The following is a 25,759-nucleotide window of genomic DNA, read 5'->3' on the forward strand; positions in this document are numbered from 1 at the left end:
CCATCATATGACTGATCGGATTGGCGATCGGTCACACGATGGGTGGTGCGCGGGCGCTGGCGCTGACCCCGGGAGGCGCGCGCGGACAGGCGACGACTTCCGGCCGCCAGATCACCGCGGTAGCGTGCCGGACCGGCCAGACGATCGTTGCAGAGATCGGCATGGGCGGGTTGGCCGCATCCATGCCGTGGGCCACGACGCAGCATGCCATATGGCCGTGCACGGGTGCCGGCTTTCCCGGTGCTTGTCCCGCCGACCCCGTATCCCGCAGGCAGATGATATGAGACGCCGACGGCACGCCGGCAGACACCATGCCACCGAGCAACGCCTGCAGGGCGAGCGCGTACAGCGCGGCCACCGCGATGACCACACGACCGGGCGGCCAGCTTGGCAGGCACGTGCGCATCCCGATGCCGTACGATCCTGTTAGCGCCAGCGTCAATGCGGCGGATCCCGCGCGGCTATCGATTCCTGTCCATGGCAGCGTGCGGAGACCAAACCGCACCTGGCAAAAAAATTGTTTTCCTGCCGGGCGCTTGGGCCCGGAAACGAAGTCCACGCGGACATCGTGGATATTGTCGCGCGCGCTCGGCCCGCATCTCCCCAGGCGGCCTGCCGTCTTCGAACCTGAATTCATGAGAAAACAAGGTTTGCCGCATTGACGGCGGATCGAGCCGCGCCGTACGCGGAACCATGCGTGCATGCTTGTCAGCTCGACCGGTCTGCCGCCTGGCCCTCGCCGTGGTCGCGTTGTACGCGCTCGCCCTCCAGATCCTGTTGGCCGGAACTCTGTTCGCGGGCAATCAGATCCAGGCGCACATCCTCTGCGCGCCGCAAGCGGAATCGTCTTGCGGAGGCGCCGGCCAAATCCCTCCCGGCCCATACTCACGCGGCCTGCTGCACCGCCGCCCAGGATCTGAGCGCAGGAAGCCCACCGCTCCTGGTCTCGATGGCCGTGGTCTGGCCGTTGCGTCGGGCGGAAGTGATCGTCTGGCGCCCGGAAGTCACGGCGACGCCCCGTGCGCCGCCGGGAAGCAGGGCCAGCCCACGCGCTCCCCCCGTCGTCTGAGCGATCCGTCCTCCGATCCGCCAGACGATGGGACCCGACCATGTATCGCATTCCGCGGGCCGAGCTGCGTGCCGCCCTGCCGTTGATGCTGCTTTCCACCACATCCGTTCTCGCCCAGTCCGCGCCCCCCGACACCGTCGCGCTCGAACAGATCACCGTCGCTGGCGAGCGGAGGGGCGCCGCCTTCGGGGCCAATGGCGGGAGGACGCCGAACGACTCCTTCGTTCAGGGCTACACCCCCAAGCAGACGACGACGGCCCTGAAGATCCCGGCCCCGATCCAGGATATCCCCGTCTCCGTGCAGGTCGTCCCGCAGGAACTGATCCAGGACCGCGGCGCGCTCACCGTCCGACAGGCCATCGATACGGTCAGCGGCGTGACGAGCAGCAATGCCATCCCGGGCTGCCAGTCCTTCCGGATCCGCGGCTTCAACGACGGCTTCTCCAACCTGCGCGACGGTTTTCGCGAAACCAGCAACCAGCAGGATATCCAGGGCATCGAGCGCATCGAGGTGCTGAAAGGGCCTGCCTCCGTGCTCTACGGGGGCAACCTCGCGGCCGGCGGCGTGGTCAACATCGTCACCAAGACACCCGTCGATCTGAACTTCGCCAATGCCGCTCTCACCGGCGGCAGCTTCGGCCTCGTCCGTCCGACCTTCGACGTGAACCAGGACCTGACCGGCGACGGCCGCCTCGTCATGCGCGTCAACGGCGCCTTCGACCGCACCGACACGTACCGCGACTTCGCCTATGGCGACAGCAAGTTCGTCAACCCGAGCCTGCGCTGGCGTCCGACCGCCCAGGACGAGATCATCGTGCGCGCGCAGGTCCTGCAGAGCAACTTCAGCTACGGACCGTACCAGTCGCCCCTGTCCCGGACGACGTTGCGTCTGCCTTACTCGTTCAGCTTCTCCGATCCGAACCTGCGCGACAGCCACCGCAACGCGGAGCGCATCAGCTACGACTGGATCCACAAGTTCGACGACACCCTTCGCTTCCGGTCGGGCTTCAACGCGTCCGCGGTCAACTACGACATCGGCACCGACCGGTTCGCCATGCTGCGCTTCAACGCGGATGGGCGCACGGTCTCGCGCACCTTCGTCACCGGCCCCCAGCACCTGCGCGATTACGACTGGCAGAACGAGTTCTCGGGGACGTTCTACACGGGCGACGTCCGGCATGACTGGCTGGCCGGAGTGGAGACCTACTGGAGCTTCAACAGCGCGACCAGTTTTCAGGGAACGCTTCCCAACCTGAATATCTTCGCGCCGGTCTACGGCGTGACGCCGAGCGCGCTGCGATTGAGCGCGAGCTCCGATGCCAGCTTCACGAACATCGCCGGCTACGTCCAGGATTTCGTGACGCTCACGCCGCAGGTCCGCCTGCTGCTCGGCGGGCGCTACGACGTCACCGATACGGTCAACCTCAACCGGCTCACAAACCGCACCAGCGCCAACGCCGCCGACCGGTTCTCGCCGCGCCTCGGCATCACCTACGAGCCGGTGCCGACGACCGCCCTGTTCGCGAACTGGGCCAACGGCTTCGTTCCGGCGACGCAGACGACGGTCAGCGGCGCGACCCTGCCTCCGAGCGCGAGCGAGCAGTTCGAGGTCGGCGTGAAGCAGCAGGCGTTCGACGGGCGCGTGCAGGCCACCGTGGCCCTGTTCCAGGTCACCCGCACCAACGTGCCGACCCCCGACCCGACGAACGCCACCTTCAGCATCGCGTCCGGCGAGCAGCAGAGCCGCGGCGTCGAGGTGGATATCGCCGGCGAGATCCTGCCGGGCTGGAAAGGCGTGGTCAGCTACGCCTACACCTTCGCCGACGTGACCAAGGACAACCGGCTGCCCGTCGGCGACCTGCTGGCGGGGGTCGCCAGGCACGCCGGCCAGGTCTGGACGACCTACGAGTTCCCGCCCGGGTCCGTCCTCGACGGCTTCGGGATCGGCGCCGGTGTCAGGGCCGAGACGGCGCGGGAGGCGACGCTGCCGAACACGTTCAAGCTCCCGGGCTACGTGCGGCTCGACGCGGCGGCCTGGTACCGCTTCGCGATCCAGGGGCAGCCGCTTCGCGCGCAGCTGAACCTTCAGAACATCACCGACCGGCGCATCTACGACACCGATGGCGCCAACGTGTTGCGTCCGACGGTGCCGTTCACCGTACTCGCCTCGATCTCGACTCAGTTCTGACCGGAGATCCACCATGGCCCGAACCACGCCCGCGGACGTGACCGCCGAGCGATCTCTCGACGCGCCTGCGGTGAACCGGCGCGACTTCGCGGTGACCGCCCTCGGCGGTGTTCTGCTCGCCGCAGCGACGCCCGGCGCCCGTGCCCAGTCGTCGCCGCAGCCGCTCCCGCGACCGCGCATGATGCAGCAATCGGACGTCGCACCGCTCAAGGTCGCCATGCTGGTCTATCCCCGCATGGTCATGCTCGATCTCGTCGCTCCGCAGAGCGTCCTCCAGATGCTCAACTCCGACATCCATCTCGTCGGGGAGACGAGGGAACCCGTCGCAACGGATCTGGGTCTCCCGGTCACCCCGACCTGCACCATCGACGAGTGTCCGCGCGACCTCGACGTGCTCTTCGTGCCGGGCGGCCTGATGGGCTCGGTCGCCTGCATGAAGAACCCCGCGATCCTCGACTTCCTGGCCGATCGTGGGTCCCGCTCCCGCTACGTGACGAGCGTGTGCACGGGCGGACTGGTGCTCGCAGCCGCCGGTCTCCTGCGCGGCTACGAGGCGACCGCGCATTGGGCGGTCACCGATCTCCTGCCTCTGATGGGTGCGACCAAGGTCGATGCCCGCGTGGTCCATGACCGCAACCGGCTCACCGGAGCCGGCGTGACGGCGGGGCTCGACTTCGGTCTGACCCTCGCGGTGCTGCTGCGCGGGCAGGAGGCTGCAGAGCGGACGCAGCTCGTCCTGGAATACGAGCCGGCCCCTCCGTTCCACAAAGGCACGCCGATCCTCGCCGGGCCGGAGCGCGTCGCGCAGATGCGCACGGGCCGGGTCTGGATGGACGGACAGGCGCGGGACGCGGCCCTCGCCGCAGCGAAACGCCTCGGCCTCTAGAGCATTTTCCGACGAAGTGGATGCCAGTTCGTCGACGAAAATGCGGCAAAATCAAAAACCTAGAGAGCTTCGCGATTGCAACGCGATCGTGAAGCGCTCTAGACCGCAAATGATGATGTGCATCGTTGGAAGTTGCCGAAGCGAGATTGTCGAATGATATCAGTCGCTCATCATCGGATGTTTAACCGAGAGTCCTTGCAATCGAGAATATATCTACTATATGCGATATTGTCTGTATTCAATATCGTTGCTTGGGTCTGGGCGTGGTGGCTGTTCCGCGATCGGCCGGTGCTGCTCGGAACGGCCTTGGCCGCCTACGTGTTCGGCTTGCGCCATGCCGTCGATCCAGACCACATCGCGGCCATCGACAACGTCACGCGCAAGCTCATGCAGTTCGGGGAGCGCCCGGTCTCCGTCGGCCTCTGGTTCGCCCTCGGGCATTCGAGCGTCGTCATCATCGCCGCCGTGACCATCGCGTGGACGGCGGCCGGCCTGACGGCGTTCGAGAGCCTGAAGGATCTCGGCGGCCTCGTCGGGACCGGGGTGTCGGCCGGTTTCCTGTTGCTCATCGGGACGGTCAATCTGGTGCTTCTCGCCGGCATCTGGCGCACCTTCCGGCAGGTCCGCCGCACCGGGCGCTACGTGAGCGAGGATCTCGATCTCCTGCTCGCCCAGCGCGGATTGCTGTCGCGGATCCTGCGCCCGTTGTTCGGCCTCATCACCCGGCCCTGGCACATGTACCCGCTCGGCCTGTTGTTCGCGCTCGGCTTCGACACCGCAACCGAGGTCAGCCTGTTCGGGCTCGCGGCCGCCGAGGCCAGCAAGGGTACGACCCTCTGGGCCATCCTGGTGTTCCCGGTGCTGTTCACGGCCGGGATGACGCTGGTCGACGCCACCGACGGCGTGCTGATGCTCGGCGCCTATGGCTGGGCCTACGTCAAGCCCGTGCGCAAGCTCTTCTACAACCTGACCATCACGTTCGTCTCCGTGGCGGTCGCCCTGCTGGTGGGCGGCATCGAGGCCTTGAGTCTCATCGGCGACAAGCTCGGCTTGCACGGAGCCTTCTGGAGCGCCGTCTCGCATCTCAGCGAGAATTTCGGGCTCCTGGGCTTCGTGGTGATCGGGCTGTTCGTAGTGGCCTGGGCCGTGTCATGGCTCGTCTACCGGCTCGGCCGCTTCGACAATCTCGATCTTCAGCACGAGGAGGGTTGAGTGACCCCGACGACTGAGATCCGCGGGGCTCTCGGAGCGCCGATGCCGGTCCTCGGCCCGGTGCGTCTGCGCTGGCCGGCGGCGTCGCCCAAGGGGGACGCTGACGGAACACCGCATGGCGCTTCCTCGGGATTCCCCTAGGCTCTCGACATGGGTGGGCTTCGACGGCAATCGGATTGGCTGCGGGCAGCATGTGCATGCATGCTCTCCTACGCGCTCGCCCTTCAGCTGCTGCTGTCCGGATTGGTGGGCGTCGCCTCGGCATTTCCCAACGGGCCGGACAGCGCCGGCCCCGTCCTGTGTCGTCCGACGATGCAGAAAGCTCCTGCGACGGCCAATGACGGGGCGGAGCAGCCGCGGCCCCCAGCCTGCTGCCCGTTCGGTTGCGTTGCGGGTCCGCTGCTGCCGGTGCCGGAGACTTTCACGCTGCTGCGCTGGCGCATTGTGCGCCTGGATGCGGTCCGCTCCCGGGTATCCGATCTCGGGCTGCGCCCGACGACCGGCCCGCCGCGGCTCTGCCGTGGCCCACACCCACCACCGTCCCTCCTCGTCTGAACCTGCTGTCCTGCAAACCCGGGTCGCGGGCCCGTGCCGCGCACCTGGTCGGCGGCCGTCCGCGGTCGCTCTCATCCAGACGAGGAGAACCACCATGACCAAGCGCATCCACTTCCCCCTGCGCGAGACCGTTGCTGCGGTCACCCTCACCTTCACGGCGCTGACCGGCCTGGCGCTGGCGCACGAGTACAGCGTCGGACCGCTGAAGATCGACCATCCTTGGGCTCGCGCGACGCCGCGCGGCGCCAAGGTCGGCGGCGGCTACGCCGTCATCACCAATACCGGGTCGATGCCCGACCGGCTCGTCGGCGGCTCGCTGACCGCCGCCGGCCGCGTCGAGATCCATCGCATGACGATGGAGGGCGACGTGATGAAGATGGGCCCCGTCGAGGGCGGCCTCGAGATCAAGCCGGGGCAGACCGTCAAGCTCGAGCCGGGCGGCCTCCACATCATGTTCATGGACTTGGCCGCCCCGCTCAAGCAGGGCGAGATGGTCAAGGGTACGCTGTCCTTCGAGCGGGCCGGCACCGTGCCGGTCGAGTTCGCCATCGATGCGATCGCCGCGAAGGCTCCGGAGGCGGGCCATGCGCACCATCACTGACTCGACCGATCCAGGGTGGTTCGCCCCACGCGCGTCCGCACCGCTCCGGCTCGCCACGGCGGGCGGCGTGCTCGCCCTGACGATCCTGGTCACGCACGTCGCCGCCGAGAACTGGCCGGCCCTAGACCCGATCGTCGCTTCGTTCCGCCTGCCGGCCTCGACCGGGGACGTCGTCCCCTCCGGGAGCGTGATGAGCGAACGGGGAGGGGGCCGATGATCCGCGCGCGTGTCGACCGGGCGAAGGTTGCAGCCGCACGCCGCCAGTCCCTCGTCAGCCTCTCGCCCGTGCAGATGTCGCTCATGCGGCGCGCGCTCGCAGCCGGTCGGCTCGCATTGGCGGCGGAGGATGATGCGGAGGTGATGGCCTTGGTGCAGCTCTACCACATCGGCTATCTCGCCCCTATCCACCGCGAGGCATTCTCCCGGCATATGGCCTGGCAGATCACGCGGCGGGGCCGGCTCGCGGTCGCCCGGCACCAGTGCTCCTCCGCGATGCCTGCGATCGGCCACGGGGCCGAGGCGTGATGCCTCCTTGAACGAAAGCCGATCAGGGTCGGCACGATGCCCCGGGATGCCGTCGTCCCGGGGCATCAACCCGCGCAACAAGAGCCCACGCTCATCCGCGGGCCGGGGCTCGCGGTCACACGGGCCGGCGGGCGAAGCGGCGGAACGTGATCAGCATGAGCAGGAGGCTGCCCGCGAGCAAGCTCGCGAGGCTCAGGAGCGCCTGCCGCTCGGCCGGGCCGGGATCGAGGGAAGCCGGAAAGGCGGGAACGCTGTCGTAGGCGTCGAAGTCGAGCCGCGCCTGGCAGCCGTCGCAGACCGCTGCCGGGCGCAGCGCTGGGCCAGGATGCGAGGCTCGAAGAAGGTCCGCAGGGTGGCACGGTAATCCGCGGCGGTGGCCAGGAAGGCCGCGTGCCGGCCGGCATCGCTCCCGGCCGCCGCCTCCAGCGCACGGGCGAACGCGCTCAAGGGCGAGAGGAGGGCCAGACGTCCGCTCCAGTCGGCGGCCGAGGTCGAATGGGCGCGCGCGGCGTACCGGCGCGGCGCGGGGGCCGCGTCGCAGAAGGCGTCGCGCGCCAAGCGCTTGATCTCGAGTATATCTGTACTAAAGCGGATCATCTTTTCGCATATACCGCAGGCCGATTGTTCCATATCATAAATAATATATAACTGATTCCGGTCGGATTGGCCTCCACTCTGACAATGATTTACAAAGTTGCATCAAAGATCTCTTGCGCGCCCCGCCAGGGGAGCTGCTTCGAATTTGACCCACGACGGGAATTTTTTCGATATGGTATTGCAAGTATTTTCTGTGTGTCTGATCCTCTGTGATAGAGCTTGTACTCAAAAGAGGCGGAAGACGCTCCTCGGTTCCAGCAAGGGCTTCAGTCCAAGGGCTTCAGTCATCCCGACCGAGCCATTCACGAGCTTCTCCCAGGATCTCGTCCGACAGCGAAGGGGCGTCGACCGCGCGCGCCAGGATCAGCGCCCCCAGCATGGCGGCATAGGTACCGATGGCCTCGCGACGTCGATCTCCGGGAAAGGTGTCGGGCAGCGCCGCCTCCATGCCCTCGATCTGCGAGCGGATGGCCGTCGTGATGGCCGACCGGGTTGCCGCCGGCCGGAGGCGGGCGTCGGCGGCCAGGGCAGCCATCGGACAGCCGCCGCCGGCGTCGTCCCGGTGGGCCGGCGACAGGTAGGCTTTGACGAAGGCGGGAAGGTTACCGGCCGAGCCGGCCTTCTCGGCCGCCGCGTATCCGATGGCGTGCGCCATCAGGTCCTCCTTCGAGGCGAAGTGACCGTAGAAGCCGCCGTGCGTGAGCCCGGCAGCCTTCATCACCTCGGCGACCCCGACCGCCTCGAAACCCTTCTCGCGGAACAGGCGGCTCGCCTCCGCGAGGATGCGCCTCCGGTTCTCCCGCATCTGCTCCTGGGTGACCCGCATTCCGAAAATTCCCCGACATGGCCGTTGACTCTATTATGATCGCGATCATATTAAAGTTCAATCATGACAGAGATCATGATTGTGAACCGCTTCGAACGGACCCCGCCATGTCGACCAAGCCCAGCGTTCTCATCACCGGCGCCTCATCCGGGATCGGCGCGACCTACGCCGACCGCTTCGCGCGGCGCGGCCACGATCTGGTGCTGGTCGCCCGCGACAAGGCCCGGATGGACGACCTCGCCGAGCGGCTCCGCCGGGAGACCGGCGTCGCCATCGACGTCGTGCCGGCCGACCTTACGGATGCCGGGCAGATGCGCACCGTCGAGGTGCGCCTGCGCGACGACAGGCGCATCGGCATCCTGATCAACAACGCCGGCGCCAACGTCGCCGGTGCCTTCGCCGAGCAGCCGCCGGAGGACATCGAGCGCCTCGTGACCCTCAACGCCACGTCGGTGATGCGCCTCGCCCGCGCCGTGGCCCCCCGCTTCGCCGAGGCCGGCGAGGGTGCCATCGTCAACATCGGCTCCGTCGTCGGCCTGATTCCGGAGTTCAGCTCGACGGTCTACGGCGCGACCAAGGCCTTCGTGCAGTTCCTGTCCCAGGGGCTGGCCCACGAGCTCGGTCCCAAGGGTGTCTACGTCCAGGCCGTGCTTCCGGCGGCCACAGGCACCGAGATCTGGACCCGTGCGGGCGCGGACGCCGCGTCGCTTCCTCCGATGATGGAGGTCGGCCGCCTCGTCGACGCCGCCCTGGCCGGTTTCGACCGCCGCGAGCCGGTGACGATCCCGCACCTCCACGACGCTAGCCAATGGGACGCCTTCCAGGCCGCTCGCCAGGCGATGATCCCAGGCTTCGGCACCGTCGAGCCGGCCCCGCGCTACGCCGCCGCCACCGTCGCGTGACACGGCATCATCCACGGCACTCGGAGGCCCGGCGACCATGAAGGCGCTCATCCTCGACCGTTACAAGAAGAAGCAGCCGCTGCGGCTCGGCGAGATGCCCGAGCCGGCGGTGGGGGACAGGGACGTCCTCGTCGCCGTGGCGGCCGCCGGGCTGAACCCGCTCGACGCCAAGATCCGCGACGGCGAGTTCAAGCCGCTGCTCAAGTACCGTCCCCCCTTCGTGCTGGGGCACGACCTCGCCGGGACCGTCATCCGGGTCGGACGCAACGTCCGACGCTTCAAGGTCGGTGACGAGGTTTATGCCCGTCCGCGCGACGGGCGGATCGGCGCCCTGGCCGAGCGCATCGCCGTCGACGAGGCGGATCTCGCCCTGAAGCCCGGCAACCTGTCCATGGCGGAGGCCGCATCCATCCCCCTCGTCGGCCTGACCGCGTGGCAAGCTCTCGTCCAGCTCGCCCGGGTGAAGCCGGGGGATCAGGTGCTGATCCACGCCGGCGCGGGCGACGTGGGCACCTTCGCGATCCAACTCGCCAAGCACCTTGGGGCGACGGTGGCGACCACGACGAGCGCCGGTAACGCCGACCTCGTCAAGCGCCTCGGCGCGGATTTGGTCATCGACTACCGCCGCCAGGACTTCGAGAAGGTCCTGAACGGCTACGACGTCGTGCTCGCCAGCCTGGACGGAGAGACGCTGCACAAGTCGCTGGACGTCCTCAGGCGGGGCGGGAAGCTGATCTCGCTTTCCGGACCGCCGGACCCTGCCTTCGCGAAGGCGGCGGGTCTGAACGTCGTGCTCGCGCTCGTTATGCGCCTGCTCAGCCTCCGCATCCGCCGCAGGGCCAAGGCACGTGGGGTCACTTACTCCTTCCTCTACATGCGCGCGAACGGCGCCCAGTTGGCAGGGATCACCAAGCTGGTCGAGGCCGGGGCCATCCGCCCGGTCATCGACCGCGTGGTCCTCTTCGAGGCGACCGACCGGGCCCTGGCCGAGCTCGGAGATGGACGGACCAAGGGCAAGGTCGTCATCGAGGTGTCCTCGGGGGCAAGCGCATGACCATGGCCGTCCTCGGACCCGCGACGACCCCGTTCCGATGGTCCGATGCCCCGAACCGCAGCGTGGCGGCTGTGGGGACGACCTTCGGCGACCGGCAACTCGGACCTTCGGGGGGCGTGCCGGTCGTGCTGCTCAACCACTGGGGAGCGAACCTCGATAATTTCGACCCGCGCATCGCCGAGGGCCTCGCCTGGGCCAGCCGGTTGTCGCCCTCGATTACCGCGGGGTCGGCATCTCGGGGTGACAGGTGCCACGCACCGTGGCCAAGATGGCCGACGACACGGTCGCGGTTTTCCGTGCCCTTGGCCTGGGCCGGGTCGACCTCCTCGGGTTCTCCCTCGGTGGGTTCGTGGCCCAGCAGGTGGCCCTCACGCAGCCCGACCTCGTCCGTCGAACGATTCTGGCGGGTACGGGCCCGGCCGGCGGCGTCGGTATCGACAGGGTCGGCGGCGTGTCCCGGCCGCTGATCCTCGAGGGGACACGCGGACCTTCCGAGACCCGAAGACCTACCTGTTTTGCATCCGTGGTCTGCGTTCCTGATCCTGCCGGTCTTCGGGGTCGCCAACGCGGGCGGGTCGTTGCCTAGCTTCAAGCCGGGCATGGTGCTCGATCCGATCACGCCCGGGGTCGCGCTGGGCCTGTTCGTCGGCAACCAGCTCGGCATGTTCGGGTTCGTGCTGGCGGTGGTCAGGCTCGGCTGGGCGCAGAGACCGGCCCGAGCGACCCGGCTGCGGGTACACGGCATGGCACTGCTCTGCGGGTTGGGGTTCACGATAGCCTGTTCATCGGTCTCCCGGCGTTCGCCAGCACCCCTAAGCTCGAGGCAGAGACCAAGATCGGCGTGCTGGTGGGCTCGCTGCTCTGCATGTCAGCCGGGGCGCTGGTGCTCAGGCTGGCTCCACGCGTGCCAGCACCTGTAGCGTCGCGGCGATCTCGATCGTCGAGATTCGGGGCCGAGTGGACCGTTTCGGCGCCAGGCCCGGACACTTGAAGGGAAAGCAACGAATATCTGCTCGCGCCCTAAAATTGTCTTCTCTCAGGTTTGGTCAGGACGAGGGCGCGGTGTCATCAAAGGGATCTGATGGTACCCGTGTTGCACCCGTCTCCGAGGCGACCTCGACTGGTAGGTGCCTTCGACCTCGAACGAGTTTCGTCGCGAGCAGGCCCAACGTCGCGCGATCGGCCGGGGTCAGAGACCTGCGATCTCGCTCAGGGCACCTGAGGCCAGCATGAGGCAGAAGCCGCCAAGCATCGCGACGCCGGCGATGGCCAGGACGAGGTCCGAGATGCGCACCCTATCCGCCCTGCGGCCTGAGGGTAGATGCCGAACGTGACGGGTGCGGACGGAATGGGTGGACATGGGTGGGTCTCTTTGCTGAGTCGTGCGAAAGATGCGGAGTGTTACCCTCAGAGGCGAAACTCGATCCGCTCACCCGAAACAAAGACACCGTCGGGCCTATGGGCGGTCTCGTCTTCGGCATAGTCGACGGCGGCCTGCCGGCTTCGGAACAGGCCGCCAGCGCGCCCGTGGGTCTCGATCGCGACCCAGTGCCCCTCGGGATCCTGCCCGACGATGAACCGCGGGGCCTCGATGGACGGGGCGTTGGCGTGGATGGCGGCGACGTGAAGGACGGGAGGCATCGGAGGCCTGGGGTTTGCTCGGTCCTCGGAGGAACCGCGCCATGAAGATGGGCCGATCTGCATAAAGGTTCGAGACGGGAGAGGGGCTCGATCCATAAGTGTTTCGTGGGGATTTCAGGGGCGATCGGGCGACGACTTCAACGATCGCCGCGCGATCGTCCCACGTACCGCACCTCAGGACGCCTACCCGATCCCGAAATGGTCAGCGCAGGACGGACAACCATGCCGAGTGGCACAGGACGGCCAGGGTAAGCGTGCCGTAGAAGCCGATGCCGATGGTGGTCAACAGAACGTTGCGATCCTGGCGGCAGCGACTCAAGTGATCGTGAATGAGCGACATCTTATGCCTCAGAGGCTTGTGAGCACTCCAGAAAAATACTGCTGCTCGCATAAAGATGCGAGATGGACTGCGAGAGTCAGGTATAAACATTTCATTAAAATCCGCACATGGCGTGCGAGAGAGAAGGGGGTTCGACATCTATCGCCCTAGCGTTAGCGCTTCTCGCCAGCGACAACGGCGTCTTGCGGCAATTCGGTATTGAACACTCGATCGGTCGCGTTTCCTGTATTGCGCTCGTCAAAAGCAAATCGGTTCTGTTGGAACACGCCTTCACACGATTTAGGTGGGAGCCGGACAAAGTCATAGCAGAACCACATACCGGAGGTTGCGCTCTAAAAAATGCTATGTGATTTTTCGAAATTCCGCGGTCGGATTGTGATAATAGCATTACAACAGTCGATTTTATCCAAGGTGCAGGATCTGCAAATATTATCACGAAATCTAAAATTGATCAATATTATAGATAGAATTCGCAAACAAGGATGAGTTCTAGCTAACTAATTCGATTTTATGCCTTGCTAAATGACTTGGAAATCATATCTTGTCACCTAGAAAATCGGATAGTCTCAAAAATGATAATTGTCTAATTAATATTCGCTATTTGTTGTTCGAATATTTCATCCTATTGGGTGTGTATCTGTTTTAGCGATTAGTATGATTTCGGAAATTGAACATAAGCGCCTAGCTCCAAAAAATTTATGGATCCTTTATACGTTCGCGGTGCAGCCTATCTCGTTTCCCTATGGGCGAAATGCCAAATCCTCCTCGTCGTGATGGGAGGCGGCGATGGACCGGATGGTCAATGCGAATGAGGCTCGATCGGTAACTCGCCACGGTCACTCCCCCGAGTTCATGGTCAAACAACGGAGCGACGGTCGTTGGATCGCCGTGGAGCTGGATGGACCGATCGCCGGTGTCTTTCCATCGCAGCACGCGGCGATGACCTATGCAGGGACGCGGACGCATCACCGCCGGGGGTCGATCCGGCTCGTGCTCGCGCCCTTCACGTTCGGTCGCTGATGCCGGAACCATGCCTTGCGGCCGCGGATCACATGGCCACGGAGCGCCGTCCCCGCATCCCGACGATCACCGGACGCGCCCCGTGCCGTACCTTGGTTGGACAGTCCTGCCGGTTGCCGGCGACCGTACGCACGATCAGGCCATGCGTCGGGACCAATACTCCGTGATCTCAGACGATGATGACGGATGCTGCACGATCGAGCGCGTTCAGGAGATCTGCCGTTTCTGCGGCTTCAGCGTGAGCGGTTTCCGCGGCGACTCGACTTGCGTCGTCACGCTCGACTGGCAGCGCCTTCGTGCGACTTGTCATGATCAGGCCCGCCAAGGCACCGCGCATACCTGCGCCGGACTCCGCGACCTGTTGCGGCATGCCCGGGCGATCCGCTGAACGGCATCGGGCGGAGAGCCGCGATCCCCGGATCTTTATACGGTCTTTATATCTTCGAGTCGTCCCCCGACTCGAATCCCTATGCCGTTCGGGTGTTTCGTGCAGCGGTGAGACTGCCTCTCGGGCGGTCCATCTCGATGCGTCCCGGTGCCATTGGTCCGGGCCATCCGATCGCGGGAACACCATGCTCGACGCCATCTTCACCGCGGCCGGCCTCGGCTTCTTCGCCCTGTCGCTCGGCTACGTCTCCCTGTGCGAACGCCTGTGACGGGGCCCGCCATGCTGCTCGATTACGCGCTCGGGGGCCTCATGACCCTCGGCCTCCTCGCCTACCTCACCTACGCCCTCGTCCGCCCCGAGCGGTTCTGAAGGAAGACTTCCGTGACACTCATCGGCTGGATCCAGATCGCGCTCTACTGCGCGGTCGTTCTCGCCCTCGTGAAGCCGCTCGGTCTCTACATGACCCAGGTCTTCACCGGCGAGCGCAACCTTCTCTCGCCCATTCTGCGCCCCGTCGAGCGCGGCCTCTATCGCCTTGCCGGCATCGACGAGCGGCAGGAGCAGCATTGGCTCGGCTATGCCGGGGCGATGGTCGTGTTCCACATCGCGGGCTTCCTCGTACTGTACGGGATCCTGCGGCTTCAGGCGCTGCTGCCGCTTAACCCGGCCGACCAGTCAGCCGTGGCGCCGGACCTCGCCTTCAACACCGCGGTCAGCTTCATCACCAACACCAACTGGCAGAACTACGGCGGCGAGAGCACGCTGTCCTATCTGACGCAGATGCTGGGGCTGACGCACCAGAACTTCGTCTCGGCGGCGAGCGGCATGGCCGCCGCGGTGGCGCTGATCCGCGGCTTCTCCCGCGCCTCCTCCCGCACCGTGGGCTCGTTCTGGGTCGACATGACCCGCGCCACCCTCTACGTGCTGCTGCCGCTCTGCATCGTCCTCACGCTGTTCTACGTCTCGCAGGGCATCCCGCAGACGCTCGGCGCCTACGTCGACGCGACGACGCTCGAAGGGGCCAAGCAGACTATCGCGGTCGGCCCGGTTGCGAGCCAAGTTGCGATCAAGATGCTCGGCACCAACGGCGGCGGCTTCTTCAACGCCAATGCCTCGCACCCGTTCGAGAACCCAACGGTGCTATCGAATTTTGTCCAGATGGTCACGATCTTCGCGATCGGCGCGGCTCTCACGAACGTTTTCGGCCGCATGGTCGGAGACGAGCGTCAGGGTTGGGCGATCCTCGCCGCCATGGGAGTGCTGTTCCTCGCCGGCGTCATCGTAACCTATTGGGCGGAAGCCAACGGCACCCCGCTTCTGCACTCGCTCGGGCTTCAGGGCGGCAACCTCGAAGGCAAGGAGTTGCGCTTCGGCATCGTCGCCTCAGCGCTCTTTGCGGTGATCACCACGGCGGCCTCGTGCGGCGCGGTCAACGCGATGCACGACTCCTTCACCGCACTCGGCGGCATGATCCCGATCATCAACATGCAGCTCGGCGAGATCATCATCGGCGGCGTCGGTGCGGGCCTCTACGGCATGCTGATCTTCGTGGTGGTGGCGATCTTCGTCGCCGGCCTGATGGTCGGACGCACTCCGGAATACCTCGGCAAGAAGATCGAGGCGAAGGAGGTCAAGATGGCGATGCTCGGCATCCTCTGCCTGCCGCTGATGATGCTCGGCTTCACCGCGCTCGCCACCGTGCTGCCGGTCGGCCTCGCGGGGCCGGCCAATGCGGGGCCGCACGGCTTCTCGGAGATCCTCTACGCCTATACCTCTGCGGCGGCCAATAACGGCTCGGCCTTCGGCGGCCTGACCGGCAACACCATGTTCTACAATACGACGCTCGCCATCGCGATGCTGGTCGGCCGGTTCTTCGTGAAGATCCCGGCGCTCGCCATCGCGGGTTCGCTCGCGGCGAAGAAGACCGTCCCGGCATCCGCCGGCACGTTCCCGACCCATGGCGGCCTGTTCGTCGGCCTGCTCGTCGGCGTGATCGTGATCATCGGCGGTCTGACCTTCTTCCCGGCGCTCGCGCTCGGGCCGATCGTCGAACACCTGTCGGGCCTTTCCGGCCAGACCTTCGCCACGGGGGGCTGAGCGATGGCCGATATCGTCTTCCTGAGGACCGCGCAGCGCCGCGCTGCTCGGGGCCGGGGCCCCGTACACCGGAAGCTCCCTCCGACTGGTCCCCGTCGCGACCGCTCCCGGATGCGCGCCACCGACATCGTCCTGGTGCTGGCGGGCCTTGCGCTCGTCGGCTCCCTGGCGATCTGGGGCTCAATCAACCTGGCGGGCCGCGCCCTCGCTCCCTGACCCGACGCGCGGCTCCGGTGTCGTCCGGAGCCGCCGTCCTCCCTCCCTTCTCTCCCGGATCTCTTCGTGCAGATCCTGCCGGACCCGAAGCCTATGGCTCACTCCTCCCGAAATTCCTTGTTCAGTGCCGCCCTGATCGGGCCGGCCTGCCTCGGCGCGGTCACCAAGCTCGACCCACGCCAGATGGTGAAGAACCCCGTGATGTTCGTGGTCGAGGTCGTAGCGGCCTTCACCACCCTGCTGTTCGTCCGCGACCTCGTCACCGGCGGCGAGAACCTGGCCTTCAGCGGCCAGATCATCCTCTGGCTGTGGTTCACCGTGCTGTTCGCCAACTTCGCCGAGGCGGTGGCGGAAGGCCGAGGCAAGGCGCAGGCCGATTCCCTGCGCCGCACCCGCACCGAGACCACCGCGAAGCTGCTGACCGGCCCCGCGGCGGCCCCCGGCGGCCCGCGCGACGCCCATCGCGTCGTCCCCGGCACCGATCTCAAGGTCGGCGACGTGGTGCTGGTCGAGGCCGGTGACCTGATCCCGTCGGACGGCGAGGTGATCGAGGGCGTCGCCTCGGTCAACGAGGCGGCGATCACCGGCGAATCCGCGCCCGTGATCCGCGAATCCGGCGGCGACCGCTCGGCGGTGACCGGCGGCACCCAGGTGCTCTCGGACTGGATCCGGGTGCGGATCACGGCGGCCGCAGGCTCGACCTTCGTCGACCGGATGATCGCGCTGGTCGAGGGCGCGGCGCGGCAGAAGACCCCCAACGAGATCGCGCTCAACATCCTGCTTGCCGGCCTCACCATCGTGTTCGTGTTCGCGGTCGGCTCGATCCCGAGCTTCGCCTCGTATGCCGGCGGCGCGATCCCGATGACGGTGCTGGTGGCGCTCTTCGTCACCCTGATCCCGACCACGATCGGGGCGCTGCTCTCGGCGATCGGCATCGCCGGCATGGACCGGCTGGTGCGGTTCAACGTGCTCGCCATGTCGGGCCGGGCCGTCGAGGCGGCGGGCGACGTCGACACGCTGCTCCTCGACAAGACCGGCACGATCACTCTCGGCAACCGCCAGGCCACGGAGTTCCGCCCGGTTCGCGGTGTTAGCGAGCAGGACCTCGCCGACGCAGCGCAACTCGCCTCGCTCGCCGACGAGACCCCGGAGGGCCGCTCCATCGTGGTGCTCGCCAAGGAAAAGTACGCCATCCGCGCCCGCGACATGGGCAGCCTCAACGCCACCTTCGTGCCCTTCACGGCGCAGTCGCGGATGTCGGGCGTCGACCTCGACGGCTCGTCGATCCGAAAAGGGGCGGTCGAAGCCATCGTCGCCGCGGTCGCGACCCAGCCCGCGGCAAGCCGCGGCACGGGGGCGGCCCTGGCTTTCCGCACCGACGCAGGAAGCGAGGCGGTGTCGGAGATCCGCGCCATCGCCGAGGAGATCGCCAAGGCCGGCGGCACGCCGCTGGCGGTGGCCCGCGACGGCCGCCTCCTCGGCGTCATCTACCTCAAGGACATCGTCAAGGGCGGCATCCGGGAGCGCTTCGCGGAACTCCGCCGGATGGGCATCCGCACGGTGATGATCACCGGCGACAACCCGATGACCGCGGCGGCCATCGCCGCGGAGGCCGGCGTCGACGACTTCCTCGCCCAGGCCACCCCGGAGGACAAGCTGGCGCTGATCCGCAAGGAGCAGGCGCAAGGCAAGCTCGTGGCGATGTGCGGCGACGGCACCAACGACGCCCCGGCCCTCGCCCAGGCCGATGTCGGCGTGGCGATGAACACCGGCACGGTGGCGGCCCGCGAGGCCGGCAACATGGTCGATCTCGATTCCGACCCGACCAAGCTCATCGAGATCGTCGAGATCGGCAAGCAGCTGCTGATGACGCGGGGCGCGCTCACCACGTTCTCGATCGCCAACGACGTGGCGAAGTACTTCGCCATCATCCCGGCCATGTTCCTCGCCTTCTACCCGCAGCTGCAGACGCTGAACGTGATGGGGCTGGCCTCGCCCCAGAGCGCGATCCTGTCGGCGATCATCTTCAACGCCCTCATCATCGTCGCGCTGATCCCGCTCGCGCTCAAGGGCGTGCGCTACCGCGCGGTCGGCGCGGCGGCCCTGCTGCGGCGCAACCTCCTGATCTACGGGCTCGGCGGCATCGTGGTGCCGTTCGTCGGCATCAAGCTGATCGACCTCGCCGTCAGCGCCCTCCACCTGGCTTGAACGAGACGACCCCCATGCTCAAACACCTTCGTCCGACCCTGGTCCTCACCGTCGCCCTGCTGGCGATCACAGGCATCGCCTATCCGCTCGCCATGACGGGGATCGCCGGCGCGATCTTCCCGGCCAAGGCCGCCGGCAGTCTTGTGGAGCGCGACGGCGTCGTCATCGGCTCCGCCCTCATCGGCCAGAACTTCACCGCAGACGGCTACTTCCACGGCCGCCTCTCGGCGACCGTGGCACCCGATCCGGCGGATGCCTCGAAGACGGTGGCGGCGCCCTACAACGCCGCCAATTCCGGCGGGTCCAACCTCGGGCCGACGAGCCAAGCGCTCCTCGACCGCGTCAAGGACGACGTCGCCAAGCTGAAAAGCGAAAACCCGTCCGCCCCGGTGCCGCTCGATCTCGTGACCACCTCGGGCTCGGGCCTCGATCCCGACATCTCGCCGGAGGCGGCCCTGTTCCAGGCGCCCCGCATCGCCAAGGCCCGCGGCGTCGCGGAGGACCGGATCAAGGAGCTGGTCGCTGCGCAGACGGAAGGTCGGCTTCTCGGTGTCCTGGGAGAGCCCCGCGTGAGCGTGCTCGCGCTGAACCTCGCCCTCGACGCCCAGACCGGCAAGGTCCAGACCGGCAAGTCTCAGTCGGGCAAGTAACGGCGGATCATGGCTGCGGCACGGAGCGAGCGCGACAAGCGCCCGTCCCCCGACGCTCTCCTGGCGGAACTCCGCCAGGAGAGCGGCCGAGGGCGATTGAAGATTTTCCTCGGCGCCGCACCCGGCGTCGGAAAGACCTACGAGATGCTGACGAGCGCTCACGCGCGCCGGCGCGAGGGCGTGGATGTCGTGATCGGCATCGTCGAGACCCACGGCCGGGCCGAAACCGAGGCCCTGGTCGCCGGGCTCGAAGTGCTGCCGCGCCAGAGCGTGCCGTATCACGGCACGGTCTTGGAGGAGATGGACCTCGACGGGCTGCTGACCCGCAAGCCGAAGCTGGCGCTCGTCGACGAGCTCGCCCACACCAACGCCCCGGGCTCGCGGCATCCGAAGCGCTACCTCGACGTCGAGGAGCTGTTGGAGGCGGGTATCGATGTCTACTCCACCCTCAACATCCAGCACGTCGACAGCCTGAACGACGTGGTGGCGCAGATCACCCGGATCCGGGTGCGCGAGACGGTGCCGGACTCGATCCTCGACCGGGCCGACGACATCGAAGTCATCGACCTCTCGCCTGGTGACCTGATCCAGCGCTTGCAGGAGGGCAAGGTCTACGTCCCCCGCAACGCCGAACGGGCGCTCAAGCACTATTTCTCCCCCGGCAATCTCACAGCGCTCCGCGAACTGGCGCTGCGCCGCACCGCCCAGCGGGTAGACGACCAGCTGCTCACACATATGCGGGCTCACGCCATCTCCGGCCCCTGGGCGGCCGGCGAGCGGGTGGTGGTCTGCGTCAGCGAGGACCCGCGCTCGGCCGGCCTCGTGCGCTATGCCAAGCGGCTTGCCGACCGGCTGCGGGCGCCCTGGATCGCGCTCACCGTCATGGGCCGGCGCAGCGCCCAGCTTTCCGAGGTGCAGCGCGACCGCATCGCCGACACCCTGCGGCTCGCCGAGCGACTGGGCGGCGAGGCGATTACGATTCCGGGCGAGGCGCGGCGGATCGCCGACGACGTGATCGGATTCGCCCGCGAGCGCAACGTCAACCACGTGGTGATCGGCAAGTCGACCCGCTCGCGCTGGTTCGAGCTCCTGCACGGGTCCGTGGTGCACGACCTCGTCCGGAGCGGTGGCGCGATCAGCATCCACGTCATCGCCGGCGAGGAAATCGAGGACGAGCCGGTTCCACGCAAGACGGTTCACACGGCCTCGCCGCCCCGCATCGCCGACGGGTTCAGCTACGCGGCGGCGCTCGGCGCCATAGCGGTGGCGCTCGGCATCGGTCTCGTGCTGCAATCGTCCCTCGGGCGTGAGAGCACCGACCTCGTCTTTCTCACCGCCGTCGTCGCCGTCGCGGTGCGGTTCGGGCTCTACCCGTCGCTGCTGGCGGTAGTTGCGGCCTCGCTCGCCTATAATTTCTTCTTCCTGCCGCCGCTCTACACCTTCACCATCGCCGATCCGACCAACGTCGTGGCGCTGTTCTTCTTCACGATCGTCGCGGTCCTGGTCTCGAACCTCGGCGGGCGAGTGCGGATCGAGGCGACCATGTCGCGGATGCAGGCCCGGGCGACGGAGGCCCTGTACGGGTTCTCGCGCAAGCTCGCGGGCTGCGGCACCCTGGACGACGTGCTGTGGGCCACCGCCTACCAGGTCGCCCTGATGCTGCGCCTACGTGTCGTGGTGCTCCTGCCGGAGGCCGAGCGGCTGACCGTGATGGTCGGTTATCCGCCGGAGGACATGCTCGACGAGGCCGACCTTGCCGCCGCCCGGTGGACCTTCGACAATGGCCGCGCCGCCGGCCGCGGCGCCGACACCCTGCCCGGCGCCAAGCGCCTGTTCCTGCCGCTCCGGACCGGCCGGGGGGTGATCGGCGTGGTCGGCCTCGACACCGACAAGCCCGGCCCCCTCCTGACGCCCGATCAGCGGCGCCTCCTCGACGCGCTGATGGACCAGGGGGCGCTGGCGATCGAGCGGGTCCACCTCGTGGCGGATCTGGACCGGGCCCGGCTCGCCGCCGAGACCGACCGCCTGCGCCAAGCCCTGCTCACCTCGCTCTCGCACGACCTCAAGACCCCACTCGCCTCGGTGCTCGGGGCGGCGACGACGTTGCGCGACCTCAGGTCGGACCTCGCCGAGGACGTCAAGGGAGAGCTGGTCGCCACCATCATCGACGAGTCGGAGCGCCTGAACCGCTTCATCGCCAACCTTCTCGACATGACGAAGCTCGAAGCCGGCGCCGTTGTCCCCAATCTCGCCCTGAACGATCTCGGCGAGATCGTCGGCACCGCGTTGCGGCGTGCGGGCAAGATCCTGGCCGGCCACCGGATCGAGGTCGTCCTCGGGCAGGACCTGCCGCCACTGCTCCTCGATGCGGTGCTGATGGAGCAGGTGCTGTTCAACCTCCTCGACAACGCCGCCAAATATGCTCTCGGCGGGTCCACGGTGCGGATCGAGGGCTGGCACACGAGCCATCACGTCTGCCTCCAGGTGCTGGACGAGGGCGACGGAATCCCACCGAGCGATCTCGAGGCGATATTCGACAAGTTCAACCGGGCGCGGAAGGGCGACCACGTCCAGGCGGGGACGGGGCTCGGCCTCGCCATCTCGCGCGGCTTCGTCGAGGCCATGGCCGGTCGCCTGACAGCCGAGAACCGGGCGGACCGGTCCGGTGCCGTCTTCACCCTGAGCTTTCCGATCCCTGTCGATCGACGCGTTCTGGACACTGCCGCATGACCGCTGCGCTCCGCATTCTGGCGATCGACGACGAGCCGCCCATCCGCAAGCTCCTGCGTATGGGGTTGACCAGCCAAGGCTACGAGTTCCGGGATGCGGGGACCGGCAAGGCGGCCCTGCAGGTCCTGGCCGAGGACAGAATCGATCTCGCACTCTTGGATCTCGGCCTACCCGACATGCCCGGTCACGAGCTCCTGCGCCTGATCCGCGAGTCGTGGCCGAACCTGCCGGTGATCGTCCTGTCGAGCCGCGGCGACGAGGCCGGAAAGGTCGAGGCCCTGGACCTCGGGGCGGACGACTACGTGACGAAGCCGTTCGGGATGAACGAGCTTCTGGCTCGGATGCGGACTGCACTCCGCCACCAACTCGCCCAGCAGGGCGAGCGTCCGATCTTTCGCGTCGACGAACTTTCTGTCGACCTGGTACGCCGCGTCGTCAGGATTGGCGATCGCGACGTCAAACTCTCGCCGAAGGAGTACGACGTTCTGCGCCTTCTGGTGCATCACGCCGGAAAGGTCCTCACCCACGCCCACCTGCTGCGAGAAATCTGGGGGACGGTGGCCGATACGCAGTACCTGCGCGTCTACGTGCGCCAGCTGCGCCAGAAGATCGAGCCGGACCCGGAGCGCCCTCACTACATCCTGACCGAGACCGGAATCGGCTACCGCCTGCGTGCGCCCGATTGATGTCGGTGACGACGCGCAAACCCTCATTCGAGCCTCGCCCGACACCCATGACCATCACCGACTTCCTCGCTCCCCACGATGTCCTTCTCGACGTGCGGGCTCCCGACAAGCGCCGGCTGCTGGACGACCTGGCTCACCGCGCCGCCGCCTCGTTCGGCCTCGCCGGCGAGCCGATCTTTCGTGCGCTCGATGCTCGCGAGGCCTTGGGCTCGACGGGGATCGGGAACGGGATCGCGTTGCCGCATGCCCGGCTGCCGCAGGTAACCAGGCCCGCTGGCCTGATGCTGCGGCTGCGCCAGCCCATCGATTTCGAGGCGATCGACGAGCAACCGGTTGACCTGGTGTTCCTGTTGCTGATCCCGGCGGAGGCCCCGAGCGAACCGCTCAACGCTCTCGTCTCGATCGCCCGCCGGCTGCGCGATCCTGCCCTCGTTGCGACGCTGCGGCAGGTGCGCGATCCGGCGGCCTTCTACGCGATGCTGACCGGAGATCGGTGAGGCGAACGCCTTACTGCGTGTCGAGCACGACCGTCCCGAACGCGCCGAAATCCGCTTCGACCCTCTGCCCCGGAACGAGCTGGCTCAACCCGGTGCAACTCCCGACCGCCACAGTATCCCCGGCATCGAGGCCACGCCGGGTCTGCGACAGGGTCTCGGCGAGCCAGGTGACCGCGGCCAGGGGATGCCGGCCGAGTATCTCGGCACCCGAGCCACGGGCGACGATGTGGCCATCGAGAGCAAGGGTGACGGGCGCGGTGGCGAGATCGATTTCACGCCATCCTGCGACGGATGGGCCGCGAACTTGCGCGACGTCGAGACCGAAATCGGCGGTCGCGGTCAAAGCGTTCAGCGGCACGCCGTGGGGCACGCGCCGCCCGAGGATCTGCAGGCCGAGGTGACAGGACAGAATCGCCTCGGCCAGCCTCTCGCCGTCGCCGGGATCCTCGTCGTCGAGTGGGAACGGCCGCCCGAGCACGAAGACGTATTGCGCGCCGATCCCCAGGATCCCCCGCGGGAGGGTCAGCCCGGCCCTGCTCGGCAGCAGGCTGCCGGCAAGGAGGGGCGCGACGACGGGGCCGTCGCAGCCGAGCTGCCGCGTGACGCGGTCCGACGTCGCGGCGAGCGCGTGGCCGCGGATCGGCTGGCCGCAGGCTATCACGGCCGCGTCCTGCACCTCCGCGGCCGAGACTGGTCCGTCGACCGCGCGAAGGTCGAGGCCGGGCGCGACCGTGCCCGAGCGACGGGCTTGGGCGAGTTGCCACCCCAGCCGCTCGGGATCGATGCGGTCCCGAACCGGTCCGGGGCCTATTGTCACTGAGGTCGCCGGCCAGAGATCACGCTGCATAGGATTGCGCCTCATCGTGTACGGCAGGCGCCCCGTCCCCCGTTTCCTGGAGCGATGCAAGCGCCTCGGCGAGAGCCACTGCCGTCTCGGGTCGCGGAACCACGAGGGGCAAGCGCAGGTCCGGTGCGATGTCGCTGCGCATCAGCGAGAGCGCCAGCTTGACCGGTCCCGGATTGGTCTCGCGCTCGAGGGCAGCGATCAAGGGGTTGAGGCGGGCTTGGAGCACCATGGCCCGCCGATAATCCCCGATCCGGCAGGCGCCCTGCAATTCGGCGCAGAGGCGCGGCGCGACATTGGCGACAACCGAGATGCAGCCTCGGCCGCCGGCCAGGTTGAAGGCGGCGGCGGTGGCATCGTGCCCCGAGAGCTGAAGGAAGGCGGATCCCGCCGCACCAGCCGTGATGCCCGGCCGGCCGAGATCGCCCGTGGCATCCTTGATGCCGATGATGCCCGGGATCGCGGCGAGCCGAGCAAGGGTCGCAGGTGCGAAATCGACGCCGGTTCGGCTCGGTACGGTATAGAGCAGGACCGGCAGGTCGACGCCGCGGGAGATGGCGGCGCAGTGCTGGTAGAGCCCCTCCTGCGTCGGCTTGTTGTAGTAGGGTGTGACGATGAGCGCCGTATCGGCCCCGGCGGCCTTGGCGGCACGTGTCAGCGCGATGCTGCTGCGGGTGCAGTTGGTGCCCGAGCCGGCGACGATCGGGACGCGTCCGGCTGCGACCTCGACGGCAATGTGCAAAAGCCGGGTCCTCTCGGCCTCTGCGAGCGTCGGCGCCTCGCCGGTGGTGCCGGCGACCACCAGGCCCTGCGTGCCCTCGGCGATCTGCCAGGCCACGAGATCCGCGAAGGCACGCTCGTCGACCCGGCTGCCGCCCTCGACGAAGGGCGTGATGAGCGCGGTGAGCGATCCACCGATGCGCAATGTCGTCAGACCTGCTGCATCGTCCGCGCCGGTATCCCGGAAGGCTCCACGGGGCATGGGAGGCCTCACAGTGTGAAGACGATAGGATGGGGCGAGAGTGTCACGGCGTTTGGGCGCCGACCCGTCTCGAAGGCTGCATAGGCGAGAGCATCACGCTGCGAGCGGAAGATCCCGCCGCCGAGGCCGCGGGTCTCGACCGCGAGCCACTGTCCATCGACGCTCAAGCAGACAAGGTAGCTCTGCCCGCCGTCCGTGGTCGACGAGCGAACGGGAGTTCTTTCAACGAGGTGCGACATGGGCCGATCTGGCTGACGCGGCCCGATTGCAGGACCGCGCCCAAGGATTGCGCCTTTCGGCATAAGGGGTCGATGCGGCTTGAGGGGTAGAGTTATTAAAAATGCATAGTGATCCAGCACTGTGAGGGAAGCACCGAACGCGAGTGCTCGATCTTCGAGCTGAGCATGAGGGCTCACTCGATCGAGGCTCCTTGATATTGAACGACTTTATTATTTTAATAAATAATATTGGAAGCTCGTTTCGAGTTTGGCATTCATATCCAATGCTGAATAACAGCAAATCCTTCATGGAATATGGTTAGCGCGAGCGCACCGACGATCAGGAGCCGAGCCATGATCAATCTCCAGTAACATCGATAACCGTATCCTGCTTGGCCGCTGGCATCGGTGCGCTGGCACACAGAAACCTTCCTGGATCGACGGGATCGAATTCATCCGAATGTCAACGAATTAAGCAGATAAAGTCAGTTCTTAGCTGACCGCTCGTAATATCATAATTTGTAGATTAATTCAGTAAATACCGATAAAACAATATATTATATAAAACAATATCATTGAGTTTTTGAGTACTCTCGTGATTTGATCAAAATAATGACTAAGTTAATAATATTCCATCAGTTATATCGCTTATACCTTGATCGAGACGTCTGTTGGACACCCCCGCTGGCTAGAGCGCTTCACGATCGCGTTGCAATCGCGAAGCTCTCTAAGTCTTTGTTTTTTCGCATTTTATCCAACGAACCGGTTTTTACTTCGTCGGAAAATGCTCCAGTCTCGCGCGGGGTGACGGTCTCGGGCGGCAGTAT

The 25,759-nt window shown here is 66.7% G+C and carries 26 protein-coding genes and 1 pseudogene; 19 read left to right on the top strand and 8 right to left on the bottom strand.

The annotated features are described in order from the left end of the window. Positions 1-31 precede the first annotated feature (31 nt). The gene (locus BMX97_RS33955) at positions 32-703 is read right to left on the bottom strand and encodes a hypothetical protein (protein WP_244538664.1); all 672 of its coding nucleotides are present in this window, start codon (positions 701-703) and stop codon (positions 32-34) included. A 406-nt stretch (positions 704-1,109) separates the two neighbouring features. Between BMX97_RS33955 and BMX97_RS27040 the strand changes: the two genes are divergently transcribed. The 7 genes from BMX97_RS27040 (at position 1,110) to BMX97_RS27065 (ending at position 7,036) form a co-directional block, all read left to right on the top strand. Continuing rightward, complete coding sequence (locus BMX97_RS27040) at positions 1,110-3,257, top strand: TonB-dependent siderophore receptor (RefSeq protein ID WP_091754269.1); 2,148 nt, start codon at positions 1,110-1,112, stop codon at positions 3,255-3,257. Between the two features lie 13 nt (positions 3,258-3,270). Further along, positions 3,271-4,143 (top strand): DJ-1/PfpI family protein, encoded by an 873-nt coding sequence (locus BMX97_RS27045; protein WP_091754270.1) that lies wholly within the window; start codon positions 3,271-3,273, stop codon positions 4,141-4,143. Between the two features lie 288 nt (positions 4,144-4,431). Then, positions 4,432-5,355, top strand: coding sequence for a HoxN/HupN/NixA family nickel/cobalt transporter (locus tag BMX97_RS27050; RefSeq protein WP_348273138.1), 924 nt, complete (start codon positions 4,432-4,434; stop codon positions 5,353-5,355). Positions 5,356-5,556: 201 nt separating this feature from the next. Then, positions 5,557-5,910 carry a hypothetical protein gene (locus BMX97_RS32395; RefSeq protein ID WP_143074722.1) on the top strand — a complete coding sequence of 118 codons (354 nt, stop codon included), beginning with the start codon at positions 5,557-5,559 and terminating at the stop codon, positions 5,908-5,910. Positions 5,911-6,004: 94 nt separating this feature from the next. After that, positions 6,005-6,511: a copper chaperone PCu(A)C gene (locus BMX97_RS27055; protein ID WP_091754272.1), complete on the top strand. Its 507-nt coding sequence runs from the start codon at positions 6,005-6,007 to the stop codon at positions 6,509-6,511. Further along, on the top strand, positions 6,495-6,728 hold the full coding sequence (locus BMX97_RS27060) for a hypothetical protein (protein WP_091754273.1): 234 nt from the start codon (positions 6,495-6,497) through the stop codon (positions 6,726-6,728). Before BMX97_RS27055 ends, BMX97_RS27060 begins: the two co-directional genes overlap by 17 nt. After that, positions 6,725-7,036: a hypothetical protein gene (locus tag BMX97_RS27065; RefSeq protein WP_091754274.1), complete on the top strand. Its 312-nt coding sequence runs from the start codon at positions 6,725-6,727 to the stop codon at positions 7,034-7,036. The genes BMX97_RS27060 and BMX97_RS27065 overlap by 4 nt, the downstream gene beginning before the upstream one ends. A gap of 192 nt (positions 7,037-7,228) precedes the next feature. Here BMX97_RS27065 and BMX97_RS27070 read toward each other — a convergent pair whose 3' ends face one another. Both BMX97_RS27070 and BMX97_RS27075 read right to left on the bottom strand, forming a co-directional pair. Then, positions 7,229-7,594, bottom strand: a complete 366-nt coding sequence (locus tag BMX97_RS27070) for a DUF3526 domain-containing protein (protein ID WP_177202370.1) — start codon at positions 7,592-7,594, stop codon at positions 7,229-7,231. Positions 7,595-7,913: 319 nt separating this feature from the next. Then, positions 7,914-8,459 (bottom strand): TetR/AcrR family transcriptional regulator, encoded by a 546-nt coding sequence (locus BMX97_RS27075; protein WP_091754276.1) that lies wholly within the window; start codon positions 8,457-8,459, stop codon positions 7,914-7,916. A 107-nt stretch (positions 8,460-8,566) separates the two neighbouring features. Between BMX97_RS27075 and BMX97_RS27080 the strand changes: the two genes are divergently transcribed. From BMX97_RS27080 to BMX97_RS27095, 4 genes and pseudogenes are all read left to right on the top strand, one after another. Further along, positions 8,567-9,361: an SDR family NAD(P)-dependent oxidoreductase gene (locus BMX97_RS27080; RefSeq protein WP_091754277.1), complete on the top strand. Its 795-nt coding sequence runs from the start codon at positions 8,567-8,569 to the stop codon at positions 9,359-9,361. A gap of 37 nt (positions 9,362-9,398) precedes the next feature. Then, complete coding sequence (locus BMX97_RS27085; protein ID WP_091754278.1) at positions 9,399-10,415, top strand: NADP-dependent oxidoreductase; 1,017 nt, start codon at positions 9,399-9,401, stop codon at positions 10,413-10,415. A 268-nt stretch (positions 10,416-10,683) separates the two neighbouring features. Further along, complete coding sequence (locus BMX97_RS33960; protein WP_244538666.1) at positions 10,684-11,001, top strand: alpha/beta fold hydrolase; 318 nt, start codon at positions 10,684-10,686, stop codon at positions 10,999-11,001. Next, a pseudogene (locus BMX97_RS27095) lies at positions 10,931-11,406 on the top strand (Na+/H+ antiporter NhaA); the annotation flags it as partial. The gene BMX97_RS33960 and the pseudogene BMX97_RS27095, both read left to right, overlap by 71 nt. 416 nt (positions 11,407-11,822) lie before the next feature. Here the strand turns inward: BMX97_RS27095 and BMX97_RS27100 are convergent. Together BMX97_RS27100 and BMX97_RS33190 are read right to left on the bottom strand one after the other, a co-directional pair. Further along, a complete protein-coding gene (locus tag BMX97_RS27100) occupies positions 11,823-12,056 on the bottom strand; it encodes a hypothetical protein (RefSeq protein WP_091754279.1) in 234 nt (77 codons plus the stop codon). A gap of 202 nt (positions 12,057-12,258) precedes the next feature. Further along, positions 12,259-12,396 (bottom strand): hypothetical protein, encoded by a 138-nt coding sequence (locus BMX97_RS33190; RefSeq protein ID WP_177202371.1) that lies wholly within the window; start codon positions 12,394-12,396, stop codon positions 12,259-12,261. 786 nt (positions 12,397-13,182) lie between these two features. Between BMX97_RS33190 and BMX97_RS32400 the strand changes: the two genes are divergently transcribed. Then, complete coding sequence (locus tag BMX97_RS32400) at positions 13,183-13,416, top strand: hypothetical protein (RefSeq protein WP_143074723.1); 234 nt, start codon at positions 13,183-13,185, stop codon at positions 13,414-13,416. A gap of 169 nt (positions 13,417-13,585) precedes the next feature. On the opposite strand, the gene BMX97_RS32405 is transcribed toward BMX97_RS32400, so the two are convergent. Further along, positions 13,586-13,786: a hypothetical protein gene (locus BMX97_RS32405; protein WP_143074724.1), complete on the bottom strand. Its 201-nt coding sequence runs from the start codon at positions 13,784-13,786 to the stop codon at positions 13,586-13,588. A gap of 297 nt (positions 13,787-14,083) precedes the next feature. Here BMX97_RS32405 and BMX97_RS27110 point away from each other — a divergent pair, with 297 nt between their 5' ends. The 7 genes from BMX97_RS27110 to BMX97_RS27140 all read left to right on the top strand — a co-directional run bounded on the left by BMX97_RS27110 (position 14,084) and on the right by BMX97_RS27140 (position 22,888). Next, a complete protein-coding gene (locus tag BMX97_RS27110) occupies positions 14,084-14,173 on the top strand; it encodes a K(+)-transporting ATPase subunit F (RefSeq protein WP_091754281.1) in 90 nt (29 codons plus the stop codon). A 12-nt stretch (positions 14,174-14,185) separates the two neighbouring features. Further along, positions 14,186-15,901 carry a potassium-transporting ATPase subunit KdpA gene (gene kdpA / locus BMX97_RS27115; protein ID WP_091754282.1) on the top strand — a complete coding sequence of 572 codons (1,716 nt, stop codon included), beginning with the start codon at positions 14,186-14,188 and terminating at the stop codon, positions 15,899-15,901. 309 nt (positions 15,902-16,210) lie between these two features. Further along, complete coding sequence (gene kdpB, locus BMX97_RS27120; RefSeq protein ID WP_091754283.1) at positions 16,211-18,325, top strand: potassium-transporting ATPase subunit KdpB; 2,115 nt, start codon at positions 16,211-16,213, stop codon at positions 18,323-18,325. 14 nt (positions 18,326-18,339) lie between these two features. Beyond that, positions 18,340-18,975: a K(+)-transporting ATPase subunit C gene (locus tag BMX97_RS27125; protein WP_091754284.1), complete on the top strand. Its 636-nt coding sequence runs from the start codon at positions 18,340-18,342 to the stop codon at positions 18,973-18,975. Between the two features lie 9 nt (positions 18,976-18,984). Beyond that, positions 18,985-21,705: a sensor histidine kinase gene (locus BMX97_RS27130; protein WP_091754285.1), complete on the top strand. Its 2,721-nt coding sequence runs from the start codon at positions 18,985-18,987 to the stop codon at positions 21,703-21,705. Beyond that, the gene (locus BMX97_RS27135) at positions 21,702-22,391 is read left to right on the top strand and encodes a response regulator (RefSeq protein WP_091754286.1); all 690 of its coding nucleotides are present in this window, start codon (positions 21,702-21,704) and stop codon (positions 22,389-22,391) included. The genes BMX97_RS27130 and BMX97_RS27135 overlap by 4 nt, the downstream gene beginning before the upstream one ends. A 47-nt stretch (positions 22,392-22,438) precedes the next feature. Continuing rightward, the gene (locus BMX97_RS27140; protein WP_091754287.1) at positions 22,439-22,888 is read left to right on the top strand and encodes a PTS sugar transporter subunit IIA; all 450 of its coding nucleotides are present in this window, start codon (positions 22,439-22,441) and stop codon (positions 22,886-22,888) included. A 10-nt stretch (positions 22,889-22,898) separates the two neighbouring features. Here the strand turns inward: BMX97_RS27140 and BMX97_RS27145 are convergent, their stop codons facing one another. Then, positions 22,899-23,735, bottom strand: a complete 837-nt coding sequence (locus BMX97_RS27145) for a 2-keto-4-pentenoate hydratase (protein ID WP_091754288.1) — start codon at positions 23,733-23,735, stop codon at positions 22,899-22,901. After that, entirely contained in the window at positions 23,725-24,657 is a 933-nt protein-coding gene (dapA, locus tag BMX97_RS27150) for a 4-hydroxy-tetrahydrodipicolinate synthase (RefSeq protein WP_244538667.1), read from the bottom strand. The genes BMX97_RS27145 and dapA overlap by 11 nt, the downstream gene beginning before the upstream one ends. Between the last annotated feature and the right edge of the window lie 1,102 nt (positions 24,658-25,759).

The sequence above is a fragment of the Methylobacterium sp. ap11 genome (assembly GCF_900110515.1).
Lineage (GTDB): Bacteria > Pseudomonadota > Alphaproteobacteria > Rhizobiales > Beijerinckiaceae > Methylobacterium > Methylobacterium ajmalii.